This window comes from Mycolicibacterium moriokaense, assembly GCF_010726085.1.
In the GTDB taxonomy this organism is placed as follows: domain Bacteria; phylum Actinomycetota; class Actinomycetes; order Mycobacteriales; family Mycobacteriaceae; genus Mycobacterium; species Mycobacterium moriokaense.
In genome coordinates, this window is record NZ_AP022560.1 from 2,774,935 (window position 1) to 2,797,301 (window position 22,367).

Annotated in this window: 7 protein-coding genes; 5 read left to right on the plus strand and 2 right to left on the minus strand. The window is 68.4% G+C overall.

All coding sequences use genetic code 11. The features are described 5' to 3' along the window. The first annotated feature begins 107 nt into the window (after positions 1-107). The gene (locus tag G6N43_RS13575; RefSeq protein ID WP_163658088.1) at positions 108-5,267 is read left to right on the plus strand and encodes a type I polyketide synthase; all 5,160 of its coding nucleotides are present in this window, start codon (positions 108-110) and stop codon (positions 5,265-5,267) included. A 5-nt stretch (positions 5,268-5,272) separates the two neighbouring features. Here G6N43_RS13575 and G6N43_RS13580 read toward each other — a convergent pair whose 3' ends face one another. Next, positions 5,273-6,925: a (2,3-dihydroxybenzoyl)adenylate synthase gene (locus G6N43_RS13580; RefSeq protein ID WP_083155423.1), complete on the minus strand. Its 1,653-nt coding sequence runs from the start codon at positions 6,923-6,925 to the stop codon at positions 5,273-5,275. A gap of 99 nt (positions 6,926-7,024) precedes the next feature. Here G6N43_RS13580 and G6N43_RS13585 point away from each other — a divergent pair, with 99 nt between their 5' ends. Beyond that, a complete protein-coding gene (locus tag G6N43_RS13585) occupies positions 7,025-10,498 on the plus strand; it encodes a non-ribosomal peptide synthetase (protein ID WP_083155426.1) in 3,474 nt (1,157 codons plus the stop codon). Here the strand turns inward: G6N43_RS13585 and G6N43_RS13590 are convergent. Beyond that, entirely contained in the window at positions 10,495-11,355 is an 861-nt protein-coding gene (locus G6N43_RS13590) for an LLM class F420-dependent oxidoreductase (protein ID WP_083155430.1), read from the minus strand. The genes G6N43_RS13585 and G6N43_RS13590 overlap by 4 nt on opposite strands. A 238-nt stretch (positions 11,356-11,593) precedes the next feature. Here G6N43_RS13590 and G6N43_RS13595 point away from each other — a divergent pair, with 238 nt between their 5' ends. The 3 genes from G6N43_RS13595 to mbtG are packed head-to-tail and all read left to right on the plus strand — an operon-like array spanning position 11,594 to position 22,319. Beyond that, the gene (locus G6N43_RS13595) at positions 11,594-16,690 is read left to right on the plus strand and encodes a non-ribosomal peptide synthetase (protein WP_083155740.1); all 5,097 of its coding nucleotides are present in this window, start codon (positions 11,594-11,596) and stop codon (positions 16,688-16,690) included. Further along, positions 16,687-21,030: a non-ribosomal peptide synthetase gene (locus G6N43_RS13600; protein WP_083155434.1), complete on the plus strand. Its 4,344-nt coding sequence runs from the start codon at positions 16,687-16,689 to the stop codon at positions 21,028-21,030. Before G6N43_RS13595 ends, G6N43_RS13600 begins: the two co-directional genes overlap by 4 nt. Then, positions 21,027-22,319 carry an NADPH-dependent L-lysine N(6)-monooxygenase MbtG gene (gene mbtG / locus G6N43_RS13605; RefSeq protein ID WP_083155439.1) on the plus strand — a complete coding sequence of 431 codons (1,293 nt, stop codon included), beginning with the start codon at positions 21,027-21,029 and terminating at the stop codon, positions 22,317-22,319. The genes G6N43_RS13600 and mbtG overlap by 4 nt, the downstream gene beginning before the upstream one ends. Positions 22,320-22,367: the final 48 nt, after the last annotated feature.

Sequence of the window (22,367 nt, forward strand, 5' to 3'; positions counted from 1 at the left end):
TTTGCGTGCTGTTGGTTGGGTTGTGCCTGAACTCATCCCACCCCGACTGCCGTATGGGGTGCCTGTAGGAGACGACCAGGCTTCCGGAAGTGTGGGGCTTCGTTGACATGGCCGCCACGAACGAACCGATCGCGCTCATCGGCATCGGCTGCCGCCTCGGCGGCGGCATCACCGATCCCGCCCAGTTCTGGACCTTCCTGACCGAGGGCCGAAGCGATGTTCGCGAAGTGCCCGAGGAGCGCTGGGAGCCGTATCTGCGCCGGGACCCTCGCAACGCGGCCGTCCTGAAGGAGACCACTCGCTGGGGCACCTTCCTCGACGACCTCGCCGGTTTCGACGCCGAGTTCTTCGGCGTGTCGCCGCGCGAAGCCGAACTGATGGACCCGCAGCAGCGACTGGCGCTCGAGGTGAGTTGGGAAGCGCTCGAACACGCCGGGGTGCCGCCGCGCACGCTCGCGGGCAGCGACACCGCGGTCCTCATGGGTGTCAACTCCGACGACTACGGCAAGTTGATCATGGAGGACCTGCCCGGCATCGAGGCCTGGACCGGGATCGGCACGTCCCTGTGCGGGATCGCCAACCGCGTGTCACATCTTCTCGACCTCCGCGGACCGAGCGTCGCGCTGGACGCCGCATGTGCCGCGTCGCTGGTCGCGGTGCATCAGGCATGCCAGATGCTGCGTGCCGGTGAGACGTCGCTGGCCCTGGCGGGTGGTGTCAGCGCGCTGATCGGACCCGGGCTCACCCGGGTACTCGACGAGGCCGGGGCGACGGCGCCGGACGGGCGGTGTAAGACGTTCGACGCGGACGCCGACGGCTACGGGCGCGGCGAGGGCGCTGCGGTGGTCGTGCTCAAACGTCTGTCCGACGCGGTGCGCGACGGCGACCGGGTGATCGCGCTCGTGCGCGGCGGAGCGGTGGCCCAGGACGGCCGCACCGTCGGCATCATGTCGCCCAACGGCGACGCCCAGGCGCACATGTTCGCGCGCGCATGCGAATCGGCGGGCGTGCCACCGCGCAGCGTGGACTTCATCGAGGCGCACGGCACCGGCACGCCGACCGGAGACCCCACCGAGGTGCGGGCGCTGGCCTCCGTCTACGGAGTCGATCGGCCTGCCGACGCGCCGTGTCGGATCGGTTCGGTGAAGCCCAACGTCGGCCACCTCGAGGGCGGCGCGGGCGTGGTCGGTCTCATCAAGGCGGCGCTGGCCCTGCACCACGAGGCCATCCCGCCGACCGCTGGACTGAAAACCCTTACCCCTGCGGTTGATTGGGCCGCCAGCGGGCTGCGCGTGCCCACCACGGTGGAGCCTTGGCAGCGCGTCGAAGGCACGCCCCGCCGAGCCGCGGTGTGCAGCTACGGCTACGGCGGCACGATCGCGCACGTCCTGCTCGAGGAGGCCCCGCCGGCGTCAGCGGTCGATTCGCCGATCGCAACCCCGGGGGTGATACCGATTTCGGCGCGGTCCTCCGCCCGGCTGTGCACGCAGGCGCGAGCGCTCGCTGACCACCTGCGCGCCGGCGACCACGGACTCCACCGCGTGGCAGCCGCCGCGTGGACGCGCCGCTTCCACGAGCCGGTCCGGGCTGCCGTGGTGGCCGAGGACATCGACGCTCTGGTGGCCGGGCTCGACGCGCTGGCCGACGATGAGGCCGACCCGTCCGTCGTGACCGGCCGGGCGCTCGCCGACGGCGCCGTCTGGGTGTTCTCCGGGCACGGGTCGCACTGGTCGGGCATGGGACGTCAGCTGCTCGAACGCGTGCCCGCGTTCGCCGCGGTCATCGACGCGATCGATCCGGTGTTCGGTGCCGAGTTGGGGTTCAGCGCACGCGACGCGCTGCGCAGCGGTGAGCTCGGCGGCACAGACCGGGTGCAGGCGTTGACGTTTGCGATGCAGGTGGGCCTTGCCGCGGTGCTGCGCGAGCGAGGCGTCACACCCGCCGCGGTGATCGGGCACTCGGTCGGTGAGGTCGCCGCGTGCGTGACGGCAGGCGTGTTCGACCTGACGGTCGGCGCCGCTGTGGCGTGCTACCGCGCCCGTGGCTTCCAGTCGGTGGCGGGCCAGGGCGCGATGGCCCTGGTGCGACTGCCGTTCTCCGAAGCGGAACGGCGGCTGACTGGACACGGCGACGTGGTTGCGGCCATCAGCGCCTCACCCGCGTCGACCGTGGTGTCCGGAAGTGTCGACGCCGTCGAACACGTCTGCCGGGTCTGGACCGACGAGGGCGTGATGGTCCGCCGGGTCAACACCGACGTGGCGTTTCACAGCCCGATGATGGACGCGCTGACCGCCGAGCTCGGTCGACTCATCGCGGCGTTGCCAACCCCGTGGCCCGCCGAGATCCCCTTGTACACAACAGCACTGATCGATCCGCGCTCAACGGCACCGCGCGATCAGAACTACTGGGTGGCCAATCTGCGCGACCGCGTGCGGTTCGCGGAGGCAGTGACCGCCGCCGCCGAGGACGGCCACCGGCTGTTCCTCGAGGTGTCCGCGCATCCGGTGGTCGCGCATTCAATCGTCGAGACGCTGACGCACAGCGGGGTCGACGAGCACGCGGTCGTCCCGCTGCTGCGCCGCGAGCGCGACGAACTGCACGCGGTGGCCACGGCGGTGGGCACCCTGCACTGCAACGGCGCTCGCGTCCGGCACGGGTTTGACGCGTCCGCGCCATGGGCCGATGCCTTGCCCGTCACGCAATGGCACCATCGCCGTTTCTGGCGGACGCCGACACCTCCACCCGGTGGCCGCGGTGTGCACGACGTCGACAGCCACACCCTGCTGGGTGGGCGGATGGACGTGACCGGAGCCGTCGCGTCCACGATGTGGCAGACACGTCTGGACATGAGCACCCGGCCATACCCGGGCGATCACCCTGTGCAGAACACGGAAATCGTCCCTGCCGCAGTCATTTTGAACACGTTCCTCGGAGCCGTAGCCGATCTGAACACCCGCTCCGACCGGTCCGGTACCGATCTCGTGGACGTCCGGCTGCGCACTCCCGTCGCCCCCAGTCGTACCCGCGATGTCCAGGTGGTCCTGCAGGACCGCGCTCTGACTCTGTCGACACGGCTGATGGACGATGACGACGCCGAGGACGGCGGCTGGATCACCCACAGCAGTGCGGTGGCCGCGGCCGACGACGACATCGAGGATCTGCTGGGACAGGTGATCGATGAGTCCGCCGCGCGAGCGCGGTGCACCGAAGTGCTGACACCGAACCACGTCGTGGACACGCTGACCACACTCGGCGTGGCGGCGATGGGATTCGGTTGGGAGATCCTCGATCTGCGCCGCGGTGAGGGCGAGCTGATCGCCAGGGTCGCCGGCGACGGCTACCTGACGCCACCTGCGACATGGGCGCCGCTGCTGGACGCGGCGACGTCTGCGGCCTCCACCATTTTCGACGGCCCGCCGCGACTGCGCATGCCCGCACGCATCGAACGGGTGCAGGTGTACGGCCGCCCGCCCGCCGTGGCGGTCCTGCACGTGCGCCGGCGGCCGGGAACCACCACGACCGATGTGCTGATCGCCGACGAGTCGGGGGCCGTCCACGTGTCGCTGACGGGTATGTCCTTCGAGGAACTGGAAAGCCCTGCGGGAAGTGATCTTTCACGCATGCTGCACCACATCACCTGGCACGCGGTCCCGTGGCGGGACGACGACCGGCCGTCATCCGTGGTCGTCGTCGGGGGAGATGCCGACACCCGGCACTTCGTGACCCGCGATCTCGTCGCCGCCGATGTGCCGCACGCGGTGTGTGCCGGTCCGGACGACATCGCCGCGTCCGACGCGGAGTTGGACCGCGGTGCGGTGGTGTTGGTGCTGTGCCGCAACCACGACTCGCCCCAGCAGTCGGTCGATGTGGTGATGCGGACGCTGAGACACCTCCTCGACCACGGTGCGAAGGCGCGCATGTGGGTGCTGACCGAACGCGTGCACGAAGGCAAGAATGTGGCCCACGCGCCGCTGTGGGGTCTGGCCAGAGTCGCTGCCGCCGAGCACCCCAAGGTCTTCGGCGGCGTGCTCGACCTCGGCGAGCCGCACCTGCCCGTCGGCGCATTGGCGTCGCTGCACGGCCATCCTGTCGTCGTGTTCCGCGACGGTGTCGCTCAGGTGGCGCGGCTGGCGTTCGCAGGCCGGGGGACCGGTACCCCCATGCAGTGTTCGGCGGGTGGCACCTACCTGATCACCGGCGGCACAGGCGTTCTCGGTCTGCGCATGGCGCAACGGCTCGCCGACATCGGTGCACGACGACTGGTGTTGCTGTCCCGCACCGGCATGCTCGAACGCGCCGAGTGGCGGGATGCGGGGGAGTCCGAGTTGATCCGCACCGTGGCCGCGTTGGAAGAGCGCGGGGTGTCGGTGCACATCATCCCGCTCGACATCGGCGCGCCGGACGCGGCCGACGCGTTACGCGCCGCGCTGCGGTATCTGCCGCCGGTGCGCGGTGTCATCCACGCGGCGGGTGTGGAAGCCGGTGCGCTGCTTGTCAACACGAGCCCCGCCGACTTCGCGGCCGCAATGCACCCGAAGGTCGACGGCACGTTGACCTTGCACGAGGTGTTCCCGCCGGAGCAGTTGGATTGGATGGTGCTCTTCTCGTCGTGCGGCTACCTCGCAGGCTTCCCTGGACAGGGGGCGTACGCGTGCGCGAACTCGTTCCTCGACGTCATGGCGCGCCACCGCCGAGGCCTCGGCGACCGCACCGTCAGCATCGCGTGGACGGCATGGCGGGGGCTGGGGATGGGCTCGACGTCCGGCTTCGTCGCGGCGCAACTGGACGCGCTCGGCATGGGCACCATCGCCGCCGATGAAGCCGTCCGCGCACTGGACCTGGCGATGCGCGACGGCGAATCGAACATCGTTGTGCTGCCGGTCCTTCCGGAAGCCGCAGCGGTGCCGATGCTCGCCGACGTGGCACCAGTCGAGGACGGCGGTTCGGACATCCGGGATGCTTTGTTGGACAGCTTTGCCGGCGACGACGGCGAGCCCGATCCGAAGCGCGTCGCCGAGCGGGTGGTCGCCGCGGTGGCCGCCCAGCTCGGACTGCCGGAGGAAGACGTGGACACCGCGCTGCCGTTGGTGGAGATCGGTGTCGACTCGATCATGACCGTCGGGCTGCTGCGCCAACTCGAGAAGCAGACCGGACTGTCGCTGCCGCCGACGCTGCTGTGGGAGTACCCGACCGCGGCGGCCGTCTCAGAGCGAATCTCCGAACTCCTGACGGCGCCGGATGTTTCGCAGGAAGTTCCGGTGCCCTAGTACCGTCAGGACGACACGAGCTGCGCCACGACCTTCTTCTTGTCCACCTTGCCGACGGCCGTCTTGGGCAGCGTCGACATCGGGACAAGCACGTCGGGCCGTGAGTGTGCCGACACTCCGCGTTCGTCGAGGAACTGATTCAGCTCGCTGAGCGTGATCGCAGGCCCGCTGAAGACGACTGCCGCGCAGATCTTTTCGCCCAGGTACTCGTCGGGCAGGGCGACGGCCGCCGCGGCATAGATCGCCGGATGGGCGAACAGGTGCTCCTCGAGATCGGACGCAGACACGGTCTCCCCGCCGCGGTGGATGACGTCCTTGATGCGACCGGTGACCTCGACGTAACCCGTCCTGGGACCGTCGGCGAAGATCCGCACCCGATCGCCGGTGCGGTAGAAGCCGTCGGGGCTGAACGACCGCGCGTTCGCCTCGTCGGCCCGGTAGTAGCCGTTGAGGGTGTAGGGCCCGCGCACCAGCAATTCACCCTCCTCGCCGGGGGCGACCTCGCGGCCCGCCTCGTCGACGACGCGCATCTCGTCGTGCGGCGACATCGGCCGGCCCTGCGTGTTGACCACGACGTCGACATCGTCGCCGGGGCGGGTGAAATTCAGCATCCCCTCGGCCATTCCAAAGATCTGCTGCAGTCCCGGCGTCAAACCGTCCAGGATGTAGCGCGCCTCCTCGGCGGTCATCCGCGAACCGCCCACCTGGAGCAGACGCAGCGACGTGGGCAGCACGGGTTCCCAATCGCACGCCTGCGTCCAGACCTTGGCCAGTGCGTTCACCAGCGCGGTCACCGTCACACGGTGCCGGTCGATCAACGCGAATGCCGACTCGGGGCTGGGATCGGTGGTGAACACCGACGTCGCGCCGACGGTCATCGACCCCAGCAGACCGGGGCAGGCGAGCGGGAAGTTGTGGCCGGCGGGCAAGGCGACGAGGTAGACGTCTTCGCCGGTGAGTCCGCACTCTTTCGCGCAGGCGGTCGCGTTGTAGACGTAGTCATCGTGCGTGCGCGCGATCAGCTTGGGCAGTCCGGTCGTGCCGCCCGACACCAGAAGCAGGGCGGGCGTACTCGTGTCGGCGGCTGCGCGGTCAGGGACGGGGCCGTCGAAATCGGCCAGCTCTGACCAGGATTCGTACTGCCCGGGGTCACCATCGACGAATACGTGGGTCAGGCGCGGGTTGTCGGCCATCAACTCGCGGGCCAGTTCGCGATAGTCGAACCCGGCGACCTGGTCGGCGATGACCACGCCGACCGCACCGCTGACTTCGGCGAAGTGCGACAGCTCGGCATAGCGGTGGCCCGGAAGGCACATCACCGGTACCACGCCCGCGCGTAGGAGGCCGAACAGCGCCACGGCGAACTGCGCCGTGTTGGGCAGCTGCAGCAGCACTCGATCACCGGCCGCGATGCCGCGATCCGCCAACGCCGCAGCGATGCGGTCGGCGCGCGCGTGCAGTTCGGCGAAGGTGTACGAAACCTTCGGATCGATCACTGCGACGCGGTCCGGCCAGGCCGCGGCGGCGTCGCCGAGGATGGAATCCAGCGGTCGCCCGGTCCAGTAACCCGCCTCCCGATACTGCTGGGCGCGCTCGGGCGGGAACGGCACGAAGCCAGTGGTGAGATCGCTCCGCTGAGGCTCTAAACCAGTGCTCATGAGTGCCGTAACCCCTCGAGGTAGGTGTGTTCGGTGCCTCGAATATAAGGTAGCCTCGCCGAATTAGTTAGGGCAGCCTTTACTAATTTGGAGGACAGTGTGGGTGTTGCGGGCGGGGCAGACAACAGCGGTGGTCGTTCTCTTGACACCGTCCGCGCGGAGGTCGCAGAGCTGCTCGGCGTGACGCCCGACGAGGTCGACCCTCACGCCGACCTGATCGCGTCCGGCCTCGATTCGATCCGCATGATGTCGCTGTCCGGGCGTTGGCGGAAGCAGGGAATCGACATCAACTTCGCCGCATTGGCGGAGACCCCGACGGTGGCCGCGTGGTCGGCGCTGGTGGCGGGGCAGTCCACGTCCGATGAATCCGTCGAGGTCGATGATGCCGTCCACGCAGATGACGGTGACGTCTTCCCGCTGACGCCCATGCAGCACGCGATGTGGCTGGGCCGTAACGACGATCAGCAACTCGGTGGCGTTGCTGCCCACCTGTACGTCGAGTTCGACGGCGCCGGCGTCGATCCGGACCGCCTGCGCGACGCGGCGGCGAAACTCGTTGCGCGGCACCCGATGTTGCGTGTGGAGATCCTGCCCGACGGCACCCAGCGGATCGGCGATCGCGACCTACCCGTCACCGTCTACGACCTGCGTGAACTCGACATGGAAGCGGCCGAGCAGCGGCTGGAAGACCTGCGCCACCAGAAATCGCATCAAATGCTCGACGGCGATGTGCTCGAGCTGAGCCTGTCACTGCTGCCGGACGGGCGGACGCGGTTACACGTCGACATGGACATGGACGCCGCCGACGCGGTGAGCTACCGCAACTTCATGGCCGACCTCGCGGTGTTCTACCGCGGTGGAGAACTGCCCGAACTGCGCTACACCTACCGCCAATACCGCGGCGCGCTCACCGCCGCCGATCCCGGCCCCTCCGACGAGGACCGGCAGTGGTGGGCCGACCGCATCCCCGAGTTGCCCGAATCGCCTGCGCTGCCGCTGGTTCCACTTGCCGAACAGGCCGACCCCCGACGCAGTATCCGGCTCTGGCATGTCTTCGACGTGGACACGCGCGACGCGCTGTTCGCGGCCGCGCACCGGCGTGGGTGCACGCCGGCGATGGCCGTTGCCGCGTCGTACTCGAATGCGTTGGCGCGGTGGTCCAGCGGGTCCCGGTTCCTGCTCAACCTGCCGATGTTCGGCCGGGAGCCGTTCCATCCCGATGTCGACAAGCTGGTCGGCTGCTTCACCTCGTCGTTGATGCTCGATATCGATCTGACTCAGGCCAGAACCCCCGCGGAGCGGACCCGCGCGGTGCAGCAGACGTTGCACGACGCCGCTCGTCATTCGAGCTACTCCGGCCTGTCCGTACTGCGCGACCTGGGCCGCCACCGCGGCACCCAGACGCTCGCCCCGATCGTGTACACCAGTGCGCTCGGGCTCGGTGACCTGTTCGCCGGTGAGGTCACCGACGCATTCGGTGCGCCGGTGTGGACCATTTCCCAAGGCCCGCAGGTACTCATCGACGCGCAGGCGACACCCCTGGCGACCGGTCTGATGATCAACTGGGATGTCCGCATCGCCGCGTTTCGGCCAGGAGTTCCCGAAGCGATGTTCGCCTACCACGTGGCGGAACTGGCCCGGCTGGCCGCCGACGACGCGGCGTGGGACGCCTCCGATCCGCCCGCGGTGCCCGAGAGTCAACGCGCGGTGCGCCATGCGGTGAACAGCGTGACGGCGCCGCGAAGTGGAGAGGCGCTCCACGACGGGTTCTTCCGCAATGCGCTGGCGACACCCGATGCGCCCGCCGTGTTCAGCGAGGACGGCTGCCTGACCTATGCAGAGTTGCGCACGCGTGCGCTCGCCATTGCGGAAACGTTACGCCGCAATGGGGTTCGGCCCGGCGACCTGGTCGCGCTCGTCGGCCCCAAGTGCGCCGGGCAGATCCCCGCGATGCTCGGCATCCTCGCCGCAGGCGCGGCCTATCTCCCGATCGGCGCCGACCAGCCTGCCGAACGGACCGCCAGGATCCTCGAGTCCAGCGACGTCGCTGCGGTGCTGCTCTGCGGCGACGGCCGCGCCGAGGCGACCGCACCGGTCCTCACCGTCGCGTCGGCGATGCAGGCTCACATCGACGCCGAACCCACCCCGGTCGATCCAGGAGACCTGGCCTACGTGTTGTTCACGTCGGGGTCGACTGGCGAGCCGAAGGGTGTCGAGCTGACCCACGACGCGGTGATGAACACCGTCGAGTTCGTCAGTCGCCGTTTCGATCTCGGGGCGACGGATCGTACCCTGGCGCTGTCGACGCTGGAATGCGACCACTCGGTGGTCGACGTTTTCGGGATTCTGCGCGCCGGGGGAGCGGTCGTCGTGGTCGACGAACAGTACCGGCGCGATCCTGACAAGTGGGCCGAGCTCGTCGAACGTCACTCCGTCACCATGCTGAATTTCATGCCCGGCTGGATGGAGATGCTGCTCCCTGTCGGTGGCTCGCGGTTGTCCGGGCTTCGCGTGGTGCTGCTCGGCGGTGATTGGGTACGCCCCGAACTCATCCGCGGTCTGCGCAAGTGCGCACCCGGCGTGCGCGCACACGGCCTCGGCGGAGCGACCGAACTCGCGATCCATGCGGCCATCTGCGACGTCGCGGATCCGGAGCCGGAGTGGACCGCGGTGCCGTACGGCACGCCGCTGCCCAACAATGTCTGCCGCGTGGTCGCCGCCGATGGCTCCGACTGCCCGGACTGGGTGCCGGGTGAGCTGTGGGTGTCGGGGCGGGGCATCGCGCGCGGCTACCGTGGCCGGCCCGACCTGACCGCCGAGAAGTTCGTCGAGTACGACGGCCGAACGTGGTATCGGACAGGCGATCTCGTCCGCTACCGGCCAGACGGCAGTCTCGACTTCGTCGGTCGTATCGACCACCGCGTCAAGATCAGTAACTACCGAGTCGAACTCGGTGACGTCGAGTCGGCGCTCAAGCGGGTGCCGCACGTCGACGGGGCGGTCGCGGCGGTGCTGCCGGGAGAGCCGGATCTGCTTGCGGCACTTGTGAGCACCGATGATCCGAACCTCGATTCGCAGTCGGTCGCCGCCGCGCTGACCGAGCTGGTGCCCGAGCACATGATCCCCAAGATCATCGTCGTATCCGACCGGATCCCTTACACGGTGAACGGAAAGCTCGACCGCAACGCCGTCACACGAGAGCTCGCGCAAGCCGAACCGCCTGCGGCGAACGCCTATCGGGCCCCGTCGACGCCGCTGGAATCCGCGCTGGTCGGCATTGTCGCCGAGATACTCGACGTCGCGACCGACACGGTCGGGGTCGACGACGACTTCTTCTCTCTCGGTGGCGATTCCGTCTTGGCGACCCAGGTGATCGCCCGGGTCCGGGATTGGCTAGATACACCGACGGCAAAGGTCGCGGACATGTTCGCGGCGCGATGCGTTTCGAAGTTGGCCGACCGACTCGTCGAACGCGAACCGGACGCCGACCGGCTCGCGATGGTCGCCGAGGTGTACCTGGAGGTCGCCGGGATGGAGAGCGCCGAGGTGCTGTCCGAACTGGCGAGCGGCTAGCTCACCGCGGCACCGAGCCGGCGCCACTGCTCGTGGGGGAACTCCCGCGGGTCCGCGGTGAGCACCTGGACGCAAACGTGGTCAGCCCCCGCTTGCAGGTGTTCGTTCACCCGGTTCAGCACGGTCTCCTCGTCACCCCATGCGATCAACGCGTCGAACAGCCGGTCGCTGACCGAATCGAGCTCCTCCTGGGTGAAACCCGAGCGCAACAAGTTGTTGGCGTAGTTCGGCAGCGCCAGATAGGACCGCAACCAGTTGGTCCCGACCGCGCGGGCCTCCTCGCGGTCGTTCGTCAGGAAGACGGTCTGCTCCGGCAGCAGCAGCGGTCCCTCGCCGAGGTGCTCACGGGCGTAGCGGGTGTGATCGGGCGTGACGAGGTAGGGGTGCGCGCCCCGGGACCGCGTCGCGGCGAGTTCGAGCATCTTCGGTCCCAGCGCCGCGAGCACGCGGTTGGCGACGGGCACCGGGTTCTCGGTCGCATCGATGCCGTCCAGGTAGGCCCGCGTCGCGGCGAGTGGCTTGCGGTAGAGACCGGGCTCCTTGGAATCGATGAGCGGCGCGTGGCTGACCCCGATGCCCAAGAGGAAGCGTTCCCCATGCTCAGCGGTCAGCGAGGCGTACGTCGCCGCCACCTCCGCGGGCTCGTGCATCCATAGATTCAGAATCCCGGTGGCGATGACCACCTGCTTGGTCGACGACAGCAGGTTGGCGACCGAATCGAGCACCGGGCCGCCGACGTCCGGGATCCATAGGGCGGTGAATCCGAGTTCCTCCAACTCCGCGGCGGCTTCGGCGGCCTGCCCGGGATCGCCGTAGCGCAACTGCGAACTCCATACACCGATGCCTGCTAGATCCATGTATCGATCCTTTCCCGGGGAACTATCGGCCCACGCTACCGGCGGTGAAAATCGATCCGCCCGGGGGCACATGTAGGGGTCATCGAAAGGCCCATTTAGGGTAACCTCACCTACTTAGGACAGCCTGCACTAATTCACGCTCGGGGAAGTTTGGCGTGCAGGCACAGCTGCGAGACACCACCGGGGCTGAGCATCGCCGGTCTCATTCCCGGAACGATCAGAGAGAGTGGAAACACGCGTGACTGACATCGCAGACACCCGCGAGGAGCTTGGTGAGCACCGGCTGGAGCTGATCCGCCGCAGGTTGGCCGAACGGGGATTGAAGTCGATCAGCCCCGTGCCGCAGAGCGCCCGCAGCGCCGAGATGTCCGATGGTCAGCGCCGCATGTGGTTCGTTCAGATGGCCGATCCCACCGGCGCGATGCTCAACGTCTGCCTGTCGTACCGCATCACGGGAGCACTGGATGCGGCGAGGCTGCGGGACGCCGTCGACGCCGTGTCGGCGCGCCATGAGTTGCTGCGCACCACCTACGCGGCCGATTCCGACGGTGAACCGCAGCCGATCGTGCACCCCGACCTCACACCCGGCTGGTCCTTCCACGACCTGTCCACTCTGGCTGACACACCTCAGCGGTTGCGCCTGGAAGTATTGGCGCAGCGAGAGTTCAGCGCGCCCTTCGACCTCAGTGCCGATGCCCCGCTGCGCTTGACGCTCGTCCGCACGGGACCCGACGAGTACGTCATGTTGCTGGTCGCACACCACATCGCCTGGGATGACTGCTGCTGGCGGGTGTTCTTCGCCGATCTCACCCGGGCCTACAACGGTGAAGACCTCGGCCCGTCCCTTCCGGTGCCGTCCCACGCGGACAGTGCGACCGCTGACGACCTCGACTACTGGCGCACGGTGATGGCCGATCCGCCGGAGCCTCTCGAGCTTCCGGGACCCAACGGCTCTGCCATACCGACGAATTGGCGTTCGGCGCGCACCACGTTGGAGTTGCCCGACGCGACGGTCGCTCGCGTGGCGGCCTTGGCCAAGGAGTCCGGTGCGACCCCGTACATGGTGTTGCTCGCCGCGTTCGGAGTGCTGATCCACCGCTACACGCACTCCGACGATTTCCTCGTCGCCGCGCCGGTGCTCAATCGCAGCGCTGAGCTCGAGAACGTCATCGGGTACTACGGCAACACCGTCGCACTGCGGCTGCGTCCGCAGCGTCGCCAGACCTTCCGCGATGTCCTCGCCCATGTCCGAGAGACGACGGTCGGCGCGTTCGCGCATCAGCACGTCAACATCGACCGCGTGGTCCGCGAGCTCAACCCCGACCGCAGGCACGGCGCGGAGCGGATGACCCGGGTGACCTTCGGTGCGCGGGGCGCCGACGGGGCAGGCTTCAACCCGCCCGGCATCACGTGTCGTCGTGCCGACCTGCGTGCGCAATTCACCCAACTGCCACTGGGATTCATGGTGGAGTTCGACGACGCCGGGGTCGAGGTGGAGGCGGAATACCTCGTTGAGCTGCTCGATGCCGGACTCGTTCGACAAATGGTGCAGCACTACTCGGTGTTGTTGGACAGCGCCCTCGCTGATCCCGAGAAGCCGATCAGCGAACTCGATCTGATGACGCCCGCCGATATCGACTGGCTGCGCCGGGTATCGGCTGGCGAGGAATTCGCCGCTGATGCACAGACATTGGCCACCTTGGTGGAATCTCAGGTCGCCCGCACGCCGGATGCCGTGGCCGTGGTCTACGAAGGACGGCACTACACCTACCGCGAGATCAACGCGGCGGCGAACCGGGTCGCGCACTGGCTGATCGCGAAGGGTATCGGCACCGAGGACCGCATCGCGGTGCTACTCGACCGGTCACCCGAACTGGTGATCACCGCGCTCGGTGTGATCAAGGCGGGAGCGGTGTACCTGCCGGTCGACCCGACCTACCCGGAGGACCGGCTCAGCTTCATCCTGTCCGACAGCGACCCGAAACTCGTGCTGCGCGAGGCCGTCACCGAACTCGACGGCTTCCGGGACGACAATCCGACCGACGCCGACCGGGTCCGGCCGCTGAGCCCGGACAGCACCGCTTACCTGATCTACACGTCGGGTTCGACCGGGCTGCCCAAGGGCGTGCCCGTGCCGCACCGGCCCGTCGCCGAGTACTTCGTCTGGTTCAAGGGTGACTACCAGATCGACGAGAACGAACGACTACTGCAGGTGGCGTCCCCGAGCTTCGACGTCTCCATGGGGGAGATCTTCGGCATGCTGGGATGTGGCGGGCGCCTGGTGATCCCGCGTCCGGACGGCCTGCGCGACATCGGCTATCTCACCGAGCTGCTGCACACCGAGGGCATCACCTCGATGCACTTTGTCCCCTCGCTGCTGGGTCTGTTCCTGTCGCTGCCCGGTGTCAATCAGTGGCGGACCCTGCAGCGGGTGCCGATCGGCGGCGAGGCGCTGCCTGGTGAGCTCGCCGACAAGTTCCATGCCACGTTCGATGCGCTGCTGCACAACTTCTACGGTCCGACCGAGACGGTGATCAACGCCAGCCGGTACAAGGTCGAGGGCAAGCAGGGCACCCGAATCGTTCCGATCGGCACGCCGAAGATCAACACCCAGATCCACCTGCTCGACGAATCCTTGCAGCCGGTGCCGGTCGGCGTGATCGGCGAGATCTACATCGGCGGAACACATGTCGCGCAGGGTTATCACCGTAGGCCGACGCTCACCGCCGAGAGGTTCGTCGCCGACCCCTTCACATCAGGTGGCCGGCTCTATCGGTCGGGTGACCTCGCCCGTCGCGACGCCGCCGGCGACATCGAGTTTGTCGGACGCGCCGACGAGCAGGTCAAGATCCGCGGGTTCCGGATCGAACTCGGTGAGGTCGCCGCCGCGATCTCCGTGGACCCCAGCGTGGGCCAGGCGGTCGTCGTCGTCAGCGATCTGCCGAACCTCGGCAAGAGCCTCGTGGGCTATCTGACGCCTGCCGACGACGTCGAGGATGTCGACGTCGAACGCATCCGAACCCGTGTTGCCGCTGCGCTTCCCGAGTACATGACACCCGCGGCGTACGTCGTGCTCGATGAGATCCCGATCACCGCGCACGGCAAGATCGATCGCACCGCGCTACCGGAACCCGACATCGGCTCCGGCGTGGAGTACCGCGAGCCGGAAGAGGGCACGCAGCGTCGCATCGCCGAGCTGTTCGCCGAACTGCTCGGGCGGGATCGGGTAGGCGCCGACGATTCGTTCTTCGATCTGGGTGGCCACTCGCTGCTGGCCACCAAACTGGTTGCGGCGGTGCGCGACCAGTTCAACATCGACGTCGGCGTCCGCGAGGTCTTCGAGCTCGGCACGGTGGCAGCGCTGGCCGAACGCATCGACGCTGATTCGGCCGTCGCATCCCGCCGGCCACGGCTGGTCGCCGTCCCGCGCGGGGGCCCGCTGCAGATGTCGGCGTCACAGCTGCGCATGTGGTTCCAATACCGCGTCGACGGCCCGAATCCGGTCAACAACATCCCGTTCGCCGCCAAGCTCACCGGGCCCTGTGACACCGATGCGTTCGTGCACGCGATGCGCGATGTCGTGGCCCGGCACGAGGTGCTGCGAACCACCTACCGCGAAATCGACGGTGTGCCACACCAGATCGTCGACGAGGGTCGCGAGGTTGCGGTGCGTCGGGCCCACGGTGCCGACGACGCGTGGCTGCAGACCGAACTCGACAAGGAACGCCGGCACGTGTTCGAGCTCGAACGCAACCTGCCGATCCGCGCCGCTGTGCTGTCGACACCCGACGCGCATGTGGTCTCCCTGGTGGTCCACCACATCGCCGCCGACCACTGGTCCGCGATGGTGTTGTTCAACGATCTGCTGACGGCGTATCGCGCCCGCCGGGCCGGTGAGGCACCGAAGTTCGCGCCGATGCCGGTGCAGTACGCGGACTACGCGGCCTGGCAAGCCGCGCTGCTGGCCGACGCCGACGGACCCATCGCGGCACAGCGCGAGTACTGGCGCAGGCAGCTCGCCGGACTTCGGGAAGGTATCGGCCTGACACCGGATTTCGCGCGTCCGGCTACGTTGAGCGGAGAAGGCGACGCCGTCGAGTTCACGATCGACGCGGCGACCCGCGCGAAGTTCGCCGAGCTGAGCCAGGACCTCGGGATCACCGAGTTCATGCTGCTGCAATCGGCGGTCGCCGTCGCGCTGCACAAAGCCGGTGAGGGAACAGACATCCCGCTGGGCACCCCGGTGGCCGGCCGCACAGAGGCGGCACTCGATCAGCTGGTCGGGTTCTTCATCAACATCGTGGTGCTGCGCAACGATCTGAGCGGCAACCCGTCGTTGCGCGACGTGCTGAAGGCGGCACGCGACACCGCGCTGGAGGCGTACGCCAACCAGGACCTGCCCTTCGACCACGTCGTCGACGCGGTGCGACCCGCGCGGTCGCTCTCACGCAACCCGCTCTTCAACGTCGTCGTGCACGTACGGGAAGCGTTGCCCGCAGGCCATCTCGTGGACTCGAGCGCCGACGGCGACACGATGTTCACCGCACTCGAGCCGCCGTTCGACGTCGCGCACGCCGACCTGTCGGTCAACTTCTTCGCCGTCGACGAGGGTTACCGGTGCCATGTCATCTACCGCACCGATCTGTACCGGCGCTCCACAGCGGAGCGCTACGTGCGGTGGCTGTGCCGGGTGTTGACGGCGTTCGCCGACGATCCCGACCAGAGGCTGCGTGACGTCCTGATCGCCGACCGCGAGGAACGGCGTGAGGTGTACGGGTTCAGCACCGCGGCCGGCGTCAGCGTGCTCGACCATTGGCGCGATGCCGTCGGGGTGGGCGTCATCGGCGACGTATACGACCACGTCGAGGAGGATCAGGTCACCCGCCTGACGCCCAGCGGCAAGAGAGGCCGCTGGACCGCGGATGGTCACCTTGACATCATCGAGGCCGAAGCCGTGCCCGCCGCTCCCGCAAAACGGGTGGGTCCGGCCGAACCCGCGCGCACCGAAACCGAACGCATCCTGGCGGCAATGCTCTCCGAGGCGCTCGAGATACCCGAGATCGGGCGCAACGACAACTTCTTCAGCCTCGGCGGTGACAGCATCATGGCGGTGCAGCTGGCCGCACGGGCACGCGATGCCGGGATCCCGCTGACGGCCCGAATGGTGTTCGAGCATCCGGCGATTCACGATCTCGCCGCGACCGTGGACAATGCCGACGCCGGCCCCGCGATCGGCGACACCCACCACGAGCCGATGGCGACGTCGGGGTTGACGGCCGACGAACTCGCCTCGGTGACGGCACTGTTCTCGGCATCGCGACACGGAGAGCCGTGACCGCGACGGAAACGAAGGTGGCCATCGAAGATGTGATGGCACTGAGCCCGCTGCAACAGGGGTTGTACTCACTGTCGAAGCTGAACAGCGGGGAGGGCGGGGCAGACGACCCTTATGTCATCGCGATGTCTGCCGACATCGTCGGGGAGTTCGACCAGGAGCTGCTGCGCGGGTGCGCGGCGGCGCTGCTGGCACGCCACCCCAACTTGCGGGCCAGCTTCTTCCACGGCGACCTGAGCCGGCCTGTCCAGGTGGTTCCGAGCCGGGTCGAGGTGCCGTGGCGCACTATCACCGCGACGGCGGACGAGGTCGACGCGCTCGATGCCGATGAACGACGCCGACCGTTCGACCTCGAACGCGGACCGGCGATCCGATTCCTGGTCATCGAAGTGCCGCAATCGCATTGGCGTTTCGAGATCGTCGCGCATCACATCCTGCTCGACGGCTGGTCGCTGCCGCTGTTCATGGGTGAACTGATCACGCTGTACCGCGCCGGCGGCGACGTCGGCGTGCTGCCACCGCCGCCGCGGCCGTACCGCGACTACATCGGCTGGCTGGCGGCGCGAGATCAGGAACTCAGCAGGCAGCTGTGGCGCGACCACCTTGCCGGCCTCGACGGTCCGACGCTGGTGTCACCGTCGCTGACCGCGGGTGAGCCGCCGACGGGCTCGCCGCGGCGCACCGAGCTGAAGCTCGATCGACAGACCACCGTGCAGCTGGCCGAGGCCGCACGGTCGCGGGGCGTCACCGTCAACACGCTGGTCCAGATGAGCTGGGCCATGCTGCTTTCGGCGTTCACCGACCGCAGCGACGTCGTGTTCGGTGTCACGGTGTCCGGCCGGCCCAGTGAACTCACGGGCGTCGAGACCATGATCGGCCTGTTCATCAACACCGTTCCGCTACGGGTACGGCTGGACCCCGCGATGGGGGTGGGAACGCAATGCGTCGCGCTGCAACGTGAAGCGGCGAAGCTGCGCGACCACAGCTACCTGGCGCATTCCGAACTGCGCGCCATCGGCGGTGTCGGCGAGCTCTACGACAGCCTGCTGGTCTACGAGAACTTCCCGCCCGGCGAATTGGTCGGCGGCGGGGAGTTCACCGCCAACGGTGCGACGTTCCGGCCTGCGTCGCTGGAGAGCCTGTCGCACTTTCCGGTGACGATCGCCGCCCACATGGTCGACGATCAGCTCACGGTGCTCGTCGAGGTCGTCGACGGTGCGTTGGGCTCGATGAGTTCCGAATCGCTGGGCGAACGTCTGCTCATCACGATCCAGCGACTGATTACCCAGTGGGACAGCGCGTTACGCAACGTCAGTGTTCTTCTCGATGGTGAGGCCGCCATCGCCCCGGCACCGTTCGCGGCGCCGACCCACACGGGTGTGCACACCAAGTTCACCGAGACTGCGTACACCAAGCTCGGGTCAACCGCGCTCAGCTGGTCGGGCGGCACGCTGACCTACCGCCAGCTCGACGAGGCTGCGGACCGGCTCGCGGCCGCGTTGGTGGCACGCGGGGTGCGGCACGAGGATCCGGTGGCGATCAACCTGTCCCGCGGTCCGCAGTACGTGATCGCGATGCTGGGTGTGCTCAAGGCGGGCGGGGTGATCGTGCCGCTCGATCCCGGCATGCCGTCCGAGCGGATTGCCGACATCCTCAGCCAGTGCCGCCCCGCGGTCGTCGTCGACGACGCGGTGATGGCGACGATCCCCGACGAGCACCCCGACTTCCACCCCGTCGCTGCACTTCCCGGACAGGCGGCGTACATGGTGTTCACGTCGGGCACGACGGGTCGGCCAAAGGGGGTCATCGGTACCCATCAGGCGCTGCTCGCATACGCCGAGGACCACGCGAAGCACGTGCTGCGTCCGGCGTTCGCCCGGCTGAGGCATCCGTTGCGGGTGGCGCACGCGTGGTCGTTCACATTCGACGCCGCCTGGCAGCCGCTGGTCGCGTTGCTCGACGGCCACTCGGTGCACATCGTCGACGGCGACGTCCAGCGCGACGCCGAGGCGCTGGCCGAGACGATCGCGCGCTACGGCATCGACATGATCGACACGACGCCGTCGATGCTGGCCCAGTTGTACGCCGTCGGTCTGCTGACCACGGTGCCGCTCGGCGTACTCGCGCTGGGCGGCGAGGCGATCGGCATACCCGCGTGGAACCAGATCCGCGACGAATGCGCACGCACCGGCATGACGGCCTACAACTGTTACGGCCCAACCGAATCCACGGTCGAGGCCGTCGTCGCCGCGATCGCCGACCATGAGGAGCCCACCATCGGGCGGCCCACGGCGGGCACCCGCGCATACGTGCTCGATTCGTGGCTGCGGCGTGTGCCCGACGGTGTGGCGGGCGAGCTCTACCTGGCCGGTCATCAGTTGACGCGCGGATATCTCGGCCGACCCGGCGAGACGGCGGGACGGTTCGTCGCGGACCCATACGCGTCCGGCGAGCGGATGTACCGCACCGGCGACGTGGTGCGCCGCCGGCCGGACGGGGCCCTGCAGTTCCTGGGCCGCTCCGACGCACAGGTCAAGATCCGCGGCTTCCGCGTCGAGCCCGCCGAGATCGCGGCGGTGCTGCACAGCCATCCGGCGGTCGAGCACGCCCACGTCGCGGTGGGACGGGGAATCCGCGGTGGACAGCGGCTGATGGCCTACGTCGTCGCGGCCCCGGCGCCCGATGTCGCCGAGCTGCGGGCGATGCTGTCGAAGCGGTTGCCGCGCTACATGGTTCCACAGAGCATCGTGATCGTCGACCAGATGCCGCTGACGTCGCACGGCAAGATCGACGACGCCGCGCTCGCCGCGCTCGCCGTCGACGACGGCCCGTCGGCGGCACCGGAGACCGAAACCGAGTCCGCGCTCGTCGCCGTGCTGGCCGAACTGCTCGACGGCGTCGAGATCGACGTCACCGCGGAATTCCTCCAACTCGGGCTCGACAGCATCGTCGCGCTGTCCGTGGTGCAGGCGGCGCGCAGGCGCGGGATTCCGTTGCGCGCGCGACTGATGCTCGAATGCGCGACCATCCGCGAGCTCGCCGCGGCCATCGACAGCGAAGGCGCCACCGTCGCCCGCGAGGACGAGGGGGAGCGCGGCCCAATCCCGGTGTTGCCCAACGTGCACTGGCTCTACGAGCACGGTCGGCCGCGACGACTGGCGCAGACGGAAGCGGTGCGGCTGCCCGACGGAATCACCCGGACTGATCTGGACCGCATACTCGCGGCCGTCGTGGACGGACACGAAGCGCTGCGCAGCCGCTTGGACCTCGACACGATGACGCTCGTCGGGCAGGAGCCGCGGAACATTCTGACCGAGGTCTCGGTCGAGGGTGAGATCGCCGACGCGGTCGCCGAACACGCCCGCCTGTCGGTGGAACGTCTTGATCCTCAGCAGGGTTCGATGCTGTCCGCGGTGTGGCTACGCCAGCCCGACGCGCCGGGCGTGCTGCTGTTGACGGCTCACGTGCTGGCGCTGGATCCTGTGTCGTGGCGGATCGTGCTGGGCGAGCTGGACGCGGGGTGGCACACCCTCAAGTCGGGGCGCGCCCCGATGCCCACCCGCGAGCACACCAGCTACCGGCGGTGGTCACGGCTGCTCGGCGAACGGGCCGCCGCCCTCGACACGTGCGACTTCTGGGAGGACCAGCTCCGCGGTGACGACCCGATGATCGGCGCCCGCCGGGTGCGGCCGCAGACCGATCGGATCGGCGATGTCGTCGTCACGATGTCGCTGACCGATGCCGATGTGTCGCGACGGCTGCTGAACGCGTCGGAGCCGACGCAGAACCTGCTCGCGGATGCGGCTGCTCGCACCGTCACTCGCTGGCGACGCCACCGCGGACAGCACTTGGCGCCACCGCTTCTCGCGCTGGAGACCCACGGCCGCGCCGACGGCATCGTCGGCGAGGCCGACACCTCCGACACTGTCGGACTGCTCACCGCGATCTACCCGTTGCGCGTTCCCACGCGCGAGGCGATCGCAGCGATGCCGGGAGACGGTATCGACTACGGGCTGCTGCGGTACCTGCGCTCGGATACCGCCGAGCGGCTGAAGGCGTATGCCGAACCGCAGATACTGCTGAACTTCCTGGGCCGGATCCACGTCGCGGTCGGCGGCGACCTACGACCTGACCGGGAACTGTTGGCGCAGGTGTCCCCGCTGCCCGAACCCGATCTCGCGGTGCGCCACGAGCTGACCATCCTGGCGGCGGTGATCGGCGAAGGGGACAACCAGGTACTTGGGACGCAGTGGCGCACGCTGCCGGACATCCTGTCCGATGATGACGTCGCCATGCTGCAGTCGATGTGGCAGGACTCGCTACGAGAGGTTGCACCATGAGACCCACCCTGGCCGTTGTCGGAGCCGGAGCGAAGGCCGTCGCCGTCGCCGCCAAGGCCGCCGAACTCGACGACATGGGCGTCGATGTGCCCAAAGTCGTTGCGGTGGAACGCACCTGCGTCGCTGCCAACTGGCAGGCTGAGGGCGGCTGGACCGATGGTCAGCACCGACTGGGCACCAGCCCCGAGAAAGACGTCGGGTTCCCGTATCGCTCATCGCTGGTGCGGCGCCGCAACGCCGAACTCGACGAACGCATGACCCGGCACAGCTGGCAGTCCTACCTGATCGCGACGGGGCAGTTCGCCGAGTGGGTGGACCGCGGCAGACCCGCACCCACCCACCGCAAGTGGAGCCAGTACCTGCGCTGGGTCGCGGGCAACTGCGGGATGAACGTCATCTCCGGCGAGGTCACCGGGATCTCCGTGGACGGTACGGGCGATGCGCCGCGATGGGCGCTGCACACACCCGATCAGGTGGTGGTCGCCGACGGCGTGATGATCACCGGGCCCGGCCAGCCCGAGCGTTCCATACTGCCCGGCCATCCGCGGGTGCTGTCGATCGCGCAGTTCTGGCACCGCGCCGCGCGCAACGACCTCACCGCAGACCGCGTCGCGGTGATCGGGGGAGGTGAGACCGCCGCGTCGATGCTCAATGAGCTGTTCCGGCACCGGGTTTCGACGATCACGGTCATCTCACCCCAGGTGACGCTGTTCACCCGCGGGGAGGGGTTCTTCGAGAACACGCTGTTCTCGGATCCCACCGGCTGGACCGGTCTCACCCTCGAGGAGCGACGCGACGCATTGGGCCGCACCGATCGCGGGGTGTTCTCCGCGCGGGTGCAGGATGCGCTGCTGTCCGACGACCGGATCCGCCACCTTCGCGGCCGCGTCGCGCACGCGGTGCCGCGGGACGGCCGAATCCGCTTGACGCTGAGCACGAATCAACACGGTGAGAACCTCGAGACCGTGCACGGCTTCGACATGGTGATCGACGGGTCGGGCGCCGACTGCTATTGGTTCGTTCCGCTGCTGCGTCAGGACGCCCTGGATCTACTCGAACTCGGCCTAGGCAGCCCGCTCACCGGCGACTCGTTGCAGGAAGCCATCGGCGACGACCTGGCGATCACCGGGCTCACGCCGAAACTGTTCCTGCCCGGCCTGTCCGGGCTCACGCAGGGACCGGGCTTCCCCAACCTGTCGTGCCTCGGGCTGCTGTCCGACCGGGTGCTCGGTGCCGATTTCAGCGCGACGGAAGAGCGTGCCTGCAGTGATGTGGCCAGGGTGGGCTGACGTCGACAGCCCCGGCGTCGTCGCCCCTAGCGTCGAGAGTGAACCCAG